We start from the raw sequence: 10558 nt of genomic DNA on the forward strand, positions 1-10558 counted from the left end.
ACCGAGCCTAGGCGAGGTGCCGAGTGGTGGGGCAAGAGCGTTTTGCTTACTTTTGCGCTCTTCAAAAGTGAGCCGCTGTAAGAGCGGAACCCATAGTGGCCGTTACCTGAATAACGGATATGCCCACACCACCACTACCACCACCCCCACCCAAAAAAAGAAGCTTTTATGACAAAAGTTCGGTAGTCCCCGGTGCCCCCGGTCTTGGCTATGTAACGCGCTCAACAACGCCAAAACAGGCGATGCCAAAGCCGTAAGCAGGATGCCAGGAGTGGGGCGAATGGGAACTATGGAACGTTATTCGAAAGTCGGCATGCAGGAGCTCGACCAGCGCCTGTCAAAGATCGTCGAAGCCGCGCGCAAAAAACCGGTCTCGGTCTACCGCTATGGCGCACCGTGGGTATGGATCGTCTCCCAGGACGACTGGCAAGGCGCGCTCAAGGAAGTCTCCAGCTACATCCCCGCAGGCCATTCACTGGTCCTGCTGCGCCCGCAGATCGACGACATCCTCGACCACCACCGCGACCTGCTCCAGGCCGAACCCGGCACCCAGATCGCCCCCCAGACCGTCTTGCAGATCCTGCTGCTGCAACTCCTGTACTCGGTCCCCAACGAACAGCAACTGCACGAACAACTCAACTACAACCTGCTGTTCCGCTGGTTCGTCGGCCTCGACCTGAACCAGAAAGTCTGGGGCATCAACCTCCTGCAACGCGACATCGCCACGTTCCTGGACAACCCACGGGCGGTGCAACTGATCCAGAAAATCATCGGCGAAGTGTTCTGCGGCGCCTTGCTGCACATGCCGGAGTTCTCCCTGAACTTCGCCCTGCTGCACACCTGGCTCGCACGGCACGGCAACACCTCGATATCCAGCAATTGAACAGGCCAAACGCCGGGCAAACGGCGACGGCAATCATCTTGAGTAAACCAGGGGGCGGTGTGGAGCATCTGTTCAAATCAACGCTGGCGCTGTGCTGGCTGACGCTGGGCGCGCTGGCGCAACCGGTACAGGCCGAAGAGCAGGGCGCCCAGCCCGAAGCTCCGGCACGGCTGGTGGACGTCAACGAGTACTTCGTGCGCGGCAATACCGTGCTCGACGCCCGCGCGATCGAAGAAGCGGTGTACCCGTTTCTGGGCCCGCAAAAGACCCTGGCCGATATCGAAGGCGCCCGGGATGCCTTGCAGAAGATCTATCAGGAACGCGGCTATCAGTCGGTGTTTGTCGAACTGCCGGAGCAGAAGGTCGACGACGGCATCGTCTACCTGCAAGTCAGCGAGACCAAGGTCGGCCGCGTCCGTGTGGTAGGCGCCAAACATTATTCGCCGGTGGAAATCCGCGACGAAGTGCCGGGCCTGAAGGAGGGCGCCGTACCGGATTTCGCCAGCGTGCAAACCCAACTCGCCGGCCTCAATCGCGGCGTCGGGCGCCAGGTCACGCCGCTGGTTCGCGAAGGCCAGCGCCCCGGCACCATGGACGTCGACCTGCAGGTGGAAGACCAGAACCCGTGGCACGCCAGCCTCGGCCTGAACAACGACTACAGCGCCGACACCAAGGAACTGCGCAGTGTCGCCACCCTGGGTTACGACAACCTCTGGCAACGGGGCCACAGCATTTCCCTGACCTACTTTACGGCGCCCCAGGACAGCGACAACGCCAAGGTCTGGTCGGGCTCCTACACCGCGCCGCTGAGTGATCGCTGGAGCCTGCAGTTCTCCGGCTACCAGTCCGACAGCAACATCGCCACCATCGGCGGCAGCAACGTGTTGGGCAAAGGCCATTCCTACGGCGTGGCGGCGATCTACAGCCTGCCGGCCAGCGGCAACTGGGCCAACTCGTTCTCGGCCGGTGTGGACTTCAAGGACTTCAAGGAACAGATGAAGTTTGGCGGCAGCACCGACGACATTCCGCTCAAGTACGCACCGCTGACCTTCGGCTACAACGGCTACCGCTACACCGAGCAGTCCCAACTGGGCCTGGGCTTGAACCTGATAGTCGGCACCCGCGCGTTTTTTGGCTACGGCAGCGACGCCGAAGAGTTCCAGTACAAGCGCGACAAGGCCAGCCCCAGTTTCGCCGTGCTCAAGGGCGACCTGAATTACACCTACACCTTCGGCAACGACTGGCAGTCGGCGTCCAAGGCCGGCTTCCAGCTGGCCTCGGGGCCGCTGGTGTCCAACGAGCAATATTCCGCCGGCGGCGCCACCTCGGTGCGCGGTTATCTCGCCGCCGAGCGCACCGGCGACGAAGGCTACCTGCTGTCCCAGGAACTGCGCACGCCGTCCCTGGCCAAGTTCCTCGGCAGCTACGTGCAGGAGTGGCGCTTCTACGCGTTTGCCGAAGGCGCGCGCCTGCGCCTGCATGACCCGCTGCCCGAGCAGGAAGACGAATACAGCCTGGCCAGTGTCGGCCTGGGCACCCGCGCCAGTTTGAGCAAGTGGTTGTCCGGCAGCCTGGATTGGGGCTACCCGCTGCTCGATGGCCCAAACACCCAGAAACAGGACTCGCGACTGCACTTCAGTGTGCAGGCGACTTTCTGACCCCTTTTTTCGGAGACTCCTTACATGCAACGCCTATTTCTGAGCCTGTTGATCTGCCTGGGCTTCGCGCTCCCGGCCACCGCCCATGCCTGGTGGCAGGACGATTGGCACTACCGTAAACAGATCACGGTGGACACCACTTCCCAGGGCGCCGGCATCAACCAGGCCCTGGGCCGCACCGCCTTGCTGGTGCGCCTGCACACCGGCAATTTCACCTTTGACGGGGTCAAGGACGACGGCGCCGACCTGCGCTTTGTCAGTGCCGACGACAAGACCGTGTTCAACCACCAGATCGAAAGCTTCGACCCGCTGATGGGCATGGCGCTGATCTGGGTCGACGTGCCCAAGGTGGAAGGCGGCCAGCGCCAGGACCTGTGGATGTACTACGGCAACCAGAAGGCTCCGTCCACCGCCAACGGCCAGCTGACCTTCGACCCGAACTACACCGCGCTCTATCACTTTGACGGTGCCAACGGCACGCCGCCCCGGGACACCACGGCCTACGGCAACACCGCCGTGAACGCCACCGGTGCGAGCATCGACGGTGTGATCGGCCGCGCGCTGCAATTCGGTGGCCAGCCATTGCTGTTACCGGCCAGCCCATCACTGCAACACGCAGCGGGCGGCGCGTTTACCTTCAGCGCCTGGTTGCGGGTCGACCAGGCCAGCGGCGAGCAAGTGGTCATGGCCCGTCGCGAGGGCGCCCACAGCCTGTTGCTGGGCATGAACCAGGGCATGCCATTTATCGAAATCGACGGCCAGCGCGCGGTCTCGACCCAACCGCTGAACCCGGGCCAGTGGCAGCACCTGGCGTTCACCGCCGAGGGCGACAAGGTTTCGCTGTACGTCAATGGCCGTGAAACCGCGAGCCTCGCCGTGGCGATGCCGGCGTTCAATTCGCAGCTGGCCATCGGTGCCGATCTGCCGGAAGCCGCCAGTGGCCACCTGCCGTTTACCGGGGCCATGGACGAGCTGCGTCTGTCCAAGGTCGCACGCCCGGCCGCCCTGTTGCTGGCCGATGCCACGGCCCAGGGTGCCGAGTCGAAACTGGTGGCCTATGGCGTGGATGAGGAACAGTCGGGCTTCGGTTTCGGCAGCCTGGGTTTCCTGCTCAAGGCCGTGCCGGTGGATGCCTGGGTGATCATCCTGGTGCTGGTGGGGATGATGGTCCAGTCGTGGTTCATCATGGTCCGCAAGAACCGCCAGGTGAGCCGCGTGAGTGCGGCCAACGAGATCTTCCGCGAGCAATTCGCGCAGATCGGCACACGCCTGGAGATGTACTACGACGACGCATTGCTGGCCGAACGCCTGACCCATTCCTCGCTGTGGCGCCTGTACCTGGTGGCGGTCAAGGAGATCCGTACCCGCCGCGCCCAGGGCGCCGATACCTCGTCGGTTTCGGCGGCCACCATCGAGGCCATCCGCTGCTCCATGGACGGTGTGCGTACCCGGGAAAACCAGTTGCTCGGCGCCAAGCTTTCAACCTTGTCCAACGCCATCGCCGGCGGCCCGTACATCGGCCTGCTCGGCACCGTGCTGGGGATCATGGTGGTGTTCCTCGGCACCGCGATGGCCGGTGACGTGAACATCAACGCCATCGCCCCGGGCATGGCGGCGGCCTTGCTGGCCACGGCCATGGGCCTGTTTGTCGCGATCCCCGCGCTGTTTGGCTACAACCGCCTGATTACCCGCAACAAGGAAGTCAGCGCCGACATGCGGGTGTTCGTCGACGAGTTCATCACTCGCCTGGCGGAGATGCACGGCGAGAGCCAGCGCAGTGAAGCGGCGCACCGTCGCGACCACCACGCCAACGTTCCGGCCTGAGGAGAATCAGCATGGCTTCCGTGAATGCCTCCCACGACGATGACGATGACGCACCCGTCGACAGCATCAACATCACGCCCCTGGTGGACGTGCTGATGGTGGTGTTGGTGATGTTTATCCTGACCGCCACCGCCCAGGTCTCGGGGATCCAGATTCACCTGCCCAAGGCCAGCGCCTCGGTGTCGCTGTCGGAGGCCAAGACCAAGGCCATTTCGGTAAACGATGGCGGCCAGGTATTTCTCGATGCTTACCCGGTGACCTTGCCTGAACTGGAAGAACGCCTGCGCATCGAGAAAGCGTTGAACCCGGACTTCCCGGTGATCGTGCGCGGCGACGCCATGGTGCAGTACCAGAAGGTCATCGAGGTCCTCGACTTGCTGCGCCGGTTGGAGCTGTCCCAGGTCGGGCTGGTCACCGGCAAACCGAATCAGGGCTGAACCATGACCGCACAGATGCCGATCGCGCCGATGCCGGCCAAGAACAAGCCGCCGTTGCGCCCGCTGAAGTGGGGCGTCGGCCTGCTGCTGGGGGCCGTGGCCGCCTGGTTTCTCTGGCAGTGGGCCAATGACATGAGTGGCGTGCGCCGCGAAGCACCCAAGGTGCCGACGATTATTCCGTTGCCGCCACCGCCACCACCGCCGCCGGAAAAACCCAAGGAGCCCGAGCCCGAGGTGCAGGAAAAAATCCCGGAACCGGAACCCACGCCGACCCCGGACGAGGTCAAGCCCGAGGAAGAAGCGCCGCCTTCACCGGCGGACGACCTGGCCAACCCGATGCAGATCGACGGCGATGCGCAGTCCGGCAACGACGGTTTCAACATCGGTGCCGGCAAGGGCGGCGGCATGGCCGGCTCCGGTGGCGGCGGGCTTGGCACCGGCACGTTCAAGCAGTACCTGGCCGGGGTGTTCCAGCGCCTGCTGCGGGAAGACCCGCAACTGCGCAAGAAGGCCTACACGGTGCAGGCCGACCTGTGGCTGAGCGCCGACGGCGAGGTAACCCGCGTGGAGTTGGCCAAGTCCAGCGGCGACGCCGAGACCGACGCCCAGGTGCTGGCGGCCTTGCGTGCCACCCCGCGCCTGAAGGAACGCACACCCGCCTCAATGACCCTGCCGGTACGCCTGTCCCTCAAGGGCCGGCGCCCGGATTGATCGAACCCTTTTTTGCAGTTTTCTACAGGAGTTGTGTGCAGATGATTTCCCACGTGAATCGATTGACCCTGGCGGTCGGCATGGTCATCGCGACCCTGGTCGGGCAGGCGACGGCAGCCCCTGGCGCACCTTCGGAAAACGCCACGGTCAACCTGATCCGCCTGCTGGTGCAGCAAGGCGTGCTCAAGCAGGAACAGGCCGACGGGCTGATCGCCCAGGCCGAGAAAGAAGCCCAGCAAGCCCGCCAGGCCAATGCAGCCACAGCGGTGGCGGCGACCGGCCCGGCAGCGGCTCCCGGCGATGTGCGCGTGCAGTACGTGCCGGCGGCGGTACGCGACCAGATTCGCGACCAGGTCAAGGCCGAGGTCATGGCCACCGCCAAGCAGGAAAACTGGGCCCAGCCCAACACCTTCCCGGACTGGGTCTCGCGCATCAGCTTCGACGGCGACATTCGCCTGCGGGATGAGTCGCGCTACTTCTCGGGCAACAACAGCAACGAAATCGTCGACTACGCCAAGCTCAACCAAAGCGGGCCCTACGACGTCAACAAGAACACCAACACCCAATTGCCGCCGTTGCTCAACACCCGCGAGGACCGCGAAAACCTGTTCCGCCTGCGCGCCCGCCTGGGCATGAAAGCCGTGATCTCGCCCGACTGGACCGCCGGTATTCGCCTCGGCACCGGTAACGACAACAACCCGGTGTCCACCACCCAGACCCTGGGGGGCGGCTTTGGCAAGAAAGACATCTGGCTGGACCAGGGCTACCTCACCTGGAAGACCACCGACTACATGACCCTGACGGCGGGGCGCTTCGCCAACCCGTTTTATTCCACCGACATGATGTATTCCGGCGACCTCAACTTCGACGGTGTGGCGGCGATCTTCAACCACAAGCTCAACAGCGACTGGGGTCTGTTCGGCACCCTCGGCGCGTTCCCGGTGGAGTACAGCCCCGACACGGCCACCACCAACGGTTTCGACAAGGACGAGAGCGAAAACAAATGGATGTTCGGCGGGCAGATCGGCGCCGACTGGAAGATCAACCGCAGCAACAGCCTGAAAGGCTCGATGGCCTACTACCACTTTGGCGACATCCAGGGCGAACGCTCCAGCCCTTGCTCGCCGTGGTCCGGCCAGCCGGCCTGTGACACCGACGGCACACGCCTGGCGTTTATGCAAAAGGGCAACAGCGTGTTCCTGCTGCGTGACATCGCCCCCAACCCGGCAACGCCCGGCCTGACCCCGCAACCGCAATTCGTCGGCCTGGCCTCCAAGTTCAATGTGCTGGACCTCAACCTGGCATGGGACAGCGAGCTGCCGGAAGACCTCAAGCTGCGCAGCCAGACCAACTTCATCCACAACCTGGCCTACGACAAGGGCGAGATGCTCAAGCGCAGCGAAGGCCAGATCGTCAACAACATCAACAGCGATGGCCAGTTTGAAAGTGGCGGCAACGCGTTGCTGGTGCAGTTCACCCTCGGCAGTGCGCTGGAGATGCGCAGGAAGGGCGACTGGAACGTGCTGGCGGGCTACAAGTACATCCAGCCAGACGCCTTGCCGGACGGCTTCAACGACTCCTCGTTCCACCTCGGCGGCACCAACGCCAAGGGCTATTTCATTGGCGCCAATTACGGCCTCGACAAGAACATCTACGCCAGCGCCCGTTGGCTCAGTGCCTCCGAAGTGTACGGCGCGCCGTTTGAAGTGGATGTCATGCAACTGGAACTCAACACGCGCTTTTGACGCGCCGGAGAACGCTCATGAACACGCGAATTTGCGGCCTGCTGTTGCTGCTGATTACCACCGGCGCTTCGGCTGAAGGTATGGAAGAGCGCCTGCGCACCCAACTGCGCAGCACCACCCAGCAGTTGCAGGCGCTGCAAAGCGAGCAGGCCCAGGCCAGTGCCGCGCGCATCGCTGCCGAAACCCAGGCCAAACAGGCCCAGGCGCAGATCAAGCAACTGACTGCCGAGCTGGAAAAGACCCGCGGCGTGGCCGAGCAATTGGTGGGCCAGCAACAGAATCTGCACAGCCAGGCCCAGGCCCAGGTGGCGGCCAGCAACGAGCAGGTGGGCAAGTTCAAGAAGGCCTACGAAGACCTGCTGGTGATCGCCCGTGGCAAAGAGACCGAGCGCGCACGTTTGCAGGCGCAACTCACGGAACGTGACACACAAGTGCAGCAATGTTCAGTCAAGAATCAACAGATGTACGGCGTGGCCCAGCAGTTGCTGACGGCCTACGAAAAAATCGACGTGGCCGACGTGATGAGCATCCGCCAACCGTTCGCCAGCAGCACCCGGGTCAAGTTCGAGGAACTCGCCCAGGGTTTTGGTGATGGTCTATACCTTAATCGGTTCGATGCTCCACAGACCGTCACTAATCATTGATCAACAAGGAAGAGACCACTATGAGCGACGTACAACTGATCACCAGCGTTACCCCGCAAGCCTTGACCGAGCTGCTGCAGGAAGCCGGCTACCGGGTCAACCAGACCGAGCAGAACGGCATCGTGCAGTTGCTCAGCGCGAGCCAGGGCATCGGCTTTGCCGTGCGCTTCGGCAACCCGGCGGCGGAGCAGGGCAGCTATGTGGATTTCACCTACAGCTGCGCGCTGCGGGTACAGGGCGAGTTGCCGGACGGCCTGGCGCAAGTGTGGAACGCCTCCCGCCGCTTTGCGCGGCTGTCGTTGCAGGGTGAGTTCCTGCTGATGGAGATGGATGTGGTGGCGGCGGGCGTGGGTGCCCCATACCTGCGCAACCAGCTGGAACTGTGGGACCGCCTGCTGCAGGAATTTATCGTCTACCTGCGTGAATACAGCCAGCAAGCCGCCCAGCTTCAGGCCCAGGCCGAAGCCGCGCCGGCTGTCGACGCGCGCGAAGAGGCGCCTGCCCTGTGAAGAAACCAACCCTTGTGGTCGGCGCCGGCGCCCTGGTGGTGCTGGCGGTCGCGGTGGGGTTGAGCCTGCGACCGGGCAGTGACCCGGTCGCAGCCCAGCAACCGGCGCCGGTGGCCGTGAAGGACGGGACGGCAGTGGCGCGTCTGGGCAACCAGCAGATCGATCTGTTTGAACTCAAGTCGGTGCTGGCAACCTTGCCGGCGCAAACCCGCGAGCAACTGCGCGGCAACCGCGGTGCGCTGGAAACCTGGCTGCGTTCGCGCCTGGCGCAAAAGGCTGTGCTGGAACAGGCCGATGCCCAGGGCTGGCGTCAGCGCCCGGAAGTTGAGCAGCAGACCCGTGCCGCCACCGAGCAGATCGTGTTTCGCGACTACATGTTGTCGGTCAGCCAGGTGCCGGCCGAATATCCCAGCGCCGCCGAGCTGCAGCAGGCGTATGACAACGGCAAGGCGCAGTGGGTGACACCGCCGTTGTACCAGGTCAGCCAGATTTTCCTCGCCGTGACGGACGCGCAAGCCGTCGACACCGTGCGTCGTCAGGCCCAGGAGTTGAGCCGCAAGGCGCAGGCATCGCCAGGCGAGTTTGCCGCCCTGGCCAGTCAATATTCCCAGGACCCTGACAGCGCCCGGCGCGGAGGCGATTCCGGCATGCAGCCATTGCAGCAACTGGTGCCCGAAATGCGCGGTGTGGTGGCGCGGCTCAAGACCGGCGCGGTCTCGGAGCCGGTGCAAAGTGCGGCGGGGTTTCACGTGCTCAAGCTCACCGGGCAACAACCGGCGCGTACCGCGACGCTGGACGAACTGCGCGAGCGCCTGACCGAGGCCCTGCGGGCCCAACGCCAGGAGCAAATTGCCAAGGCCTACCTTGAGGGCATGCTCAACACCGCCACCTTGAGTATCGACGGCGCCGAGCTGAACAAGGTGCTGGAGTAAAAAACGCCTGACCGCATCGGATGCACAGTACCCACAAGACAGGGAGTCTCCCATGGTATTTCTTGACCCGGCTGTACCCCACGGCACCACGCCTTATCGCGGGCTGACCGAGTCCCGCGAGGCCTGGCTGGCCCTGGCCGCCGCCATCGAGCCCGAGGTGGCGCAGTATTTCCTGATCAGCGCGCGCTGTGGCTGTTTCATGCAGGCTGCGCGTAGTCTCAACATCAAGGCCACGCAATTGCGCAAGCGCCTGGCGCAACTGGAAGAGCAACTGCGCCGCTCGCTGTTCAGCTACCAGGGCAATGTCCTGGCGCTCAGCCGCGAGGGGCAGCAGTTGCAGGCGCAACTGATTGCCCTGGCCCATGAGCGGCGCCTGCCGGTGCTGGAGCAACCGTTGATTCGGCTGGCGGTTGCCGAGTCGATCCTGCATGACATTCTGGGGCGTGATTTGATCGCCTTGCTGCGACGTAATGCGAGTGTGCGGCTGGAGATCATTTCCATCGACAGCGAGTTGGCGTTGCAGGCGCTGGATGCGGATGTGGTGGTGTGGTTATCGGGGATGGAGTCGCCGGGGGCAGGGCCGAGTTTTGCCATCGATGCGCCGCAGGTGTTGGCGCGGCTGGATTATTCGCCGCATATTGCCAAGCGTTATTCGCGGTTGGCGGTGCGGCCTGACAGCATTGAAGACCTCGCGGACTACATGTTGGTGCAGTGGCAGCCGGACCGGCAGGTGGAGGCGTTGCGGCCCTGGAACAGCCTGGTGGAGCAGCGCTTGGCGGGGGTGGTGCAGGTGCAGGCGTATCCGCTGATGCTGGAGATGATTCGTTGCAGTGCGTGCATTGGGTTGTTGCCGCGGTATATGAGTTGTTTTGACCGTGGGTTGACGGCGTTGGATGGGGTGTTTTTGGAGGGGATGCAGCGGCAGGTGTGGATGGGGGTGAGTGCTGAGGTGCGGCATCCGCAGGAAGTGGGGTGGGTGGTGGAGATGATCCGGAATACGTTTCGGGAGAGGGGGGAGTGGTTTGATTGATTGTGTACATATCCGTTATTTAGGTAACGGCGGCTTATGGTTTCGCTCTTACAGCGATTCACTTTGCAAAAGCGGCAAAGTAACCAAAACGCTCTGCCCCGCCTGTCGGCACCTCGCCTAGGCTCGGTGTTCCCTCACTCCGGCATTGCTCCGCGGGCCGCCGCGACGGGGCGTCCCTGCCCCGT

General features: G+C 63.6%; 10 protein-coding genes. All 10 read left to right on the plus strand.

The window, feature by feature from the left end; genetic code table 11:
* The first annotated feature begins 289 nt into the window (after window positions 1–289).
* The 10 genes from M2400_RS32940 (at window position 290) to M2400_RS32985 (ending at window position 10373) form a co-directional block, all read left to right on the plus strand.
* Complete coding sequence (locus M2400_RS32940) at window positions 290–883, plus strand: transposase (RefSeq protein ID WP_177135174.1); 594 nt, start codon at window positions 290–292, stop codon at window positions 881–883.
* 113 nt (window positions 884–996) lie between these two features.
* Window positions 997–2541: a ShlB/FhaC/HecB family hemolysin secretion/activation protein gene (locus tag M2400_RS32945; protein WP_405046232.1), complete on the plus strand. Its 1545-nt coding sequence runs from the start codon at window positions 997–999 to the stop codon at window positions 2539–2541.
* A gap of 24 nt (window positions 2542–2565) precedes the next feature.
* Window positions 2566–4365, plus strand: coding sequence for a DUF2341 domain-containing protein (locus M2400_RS32950; protein ID WP_259201373.1), 1800 nt, complete (start codon window positions 2566–2568; stop codon window positions 4363–4365).
* An 11-nt stretch (window positions 4366–4376) separates the two neighbouring features.
* Entirely contained in the window at window positions 4377–4802 is a 426-nt protein-coding gene (locus tag M2400_RS32955) for a biopolymer transporter ExbD (RefSeq protein ID WP_102606336.1), read from the plus strand.
* 3 nt (window positions 4803–4805) lie between these two features.
* Window positions 4806–5513 carry an energy transducer TonB gene (locus M2400_RS32960; RefSeq protein WP_177048996.1) on the plus strand — a complete coding sequence of 236 codons (708 nt, stop codon included), beginning with the start codon at window positions 4806–4808 and terminating at the stop codon, window positions 5511–5513.
* 41 nt (window positions 5514–5554) lie between these two features.
* Entirely contained in the window at window positions 5555–7258 is a 1704-nt protein-coding gene (locus M2400_RS32965; protein WP_177048995.1) for a putative porin, read from the plus strand.
* A 17-nt stretch (window positions 7259–7275) separates the two neighbouring features.
* Window positions 7276–7902, plus strand: a complete 627-nt coding sequence (locus M2400_RS32970; protein ID WP_010173410.1) for a hypothetical protein — start codon at window positions 7276–7278, stop codon at window positions 7900–7902.
* A 20-nt stretch (window positions 7903–7922) separates the two neighbouring features.
* Window positions 7923–8411 carry a YbjN domain-containing protein gene (locus M2400_RS32975; RefSeq protein WP_177048993.1) on the plus strand — a complete coding sequence of 163 codons (489 nt, stop codon included), beginning with the start codon at window positions 7923–7925 and terminating at the stop codon, window positions 8409–8411.
* Window positions 8408–9343 (plus strand): peptidylprolyl isomerase, encoded by a 936-nt coding sequence (locus M2400_RS32980; protein WP_259201374.1) that lies wholly within the window; start codon window positions 8408–8410, stop codon window positions 9341–9343. Before M2400_RS32975 ends, M2400_RS32980 begins: the two co-directional genes overlap by 4 nt.
* A gap of 52 nt (window positions 9344–9395) precedes the next feature.
* Window positions 9396–10373 carry a LysR family transcriptional regulator gene (locus M2400_RS32985; RefSeq protein ID WP_259201375.1) on the plus strand — a complete coding sequence of 326 codons (978 nt, stop codon included), beginning with the start codon at window positions 9396–9398 and terminating at the stop codon, window positions 10371–10373.
* The last annotated feature ends 185 nt before the right edge of the window (window positions 10374–10558 follow it).

Source organism: Pseudomonas sp. BIGb0558 (genome assembly GCF_024807515.1).
Taxonomy (GTDB): domain Bacteria; phylum Pseudomonadota; class Gammaproteobacteria; order Pseudomonadales; family Pseudomonadaceae; genus Aquipseudomonas; species Aquipseudomonas yamanorum_A.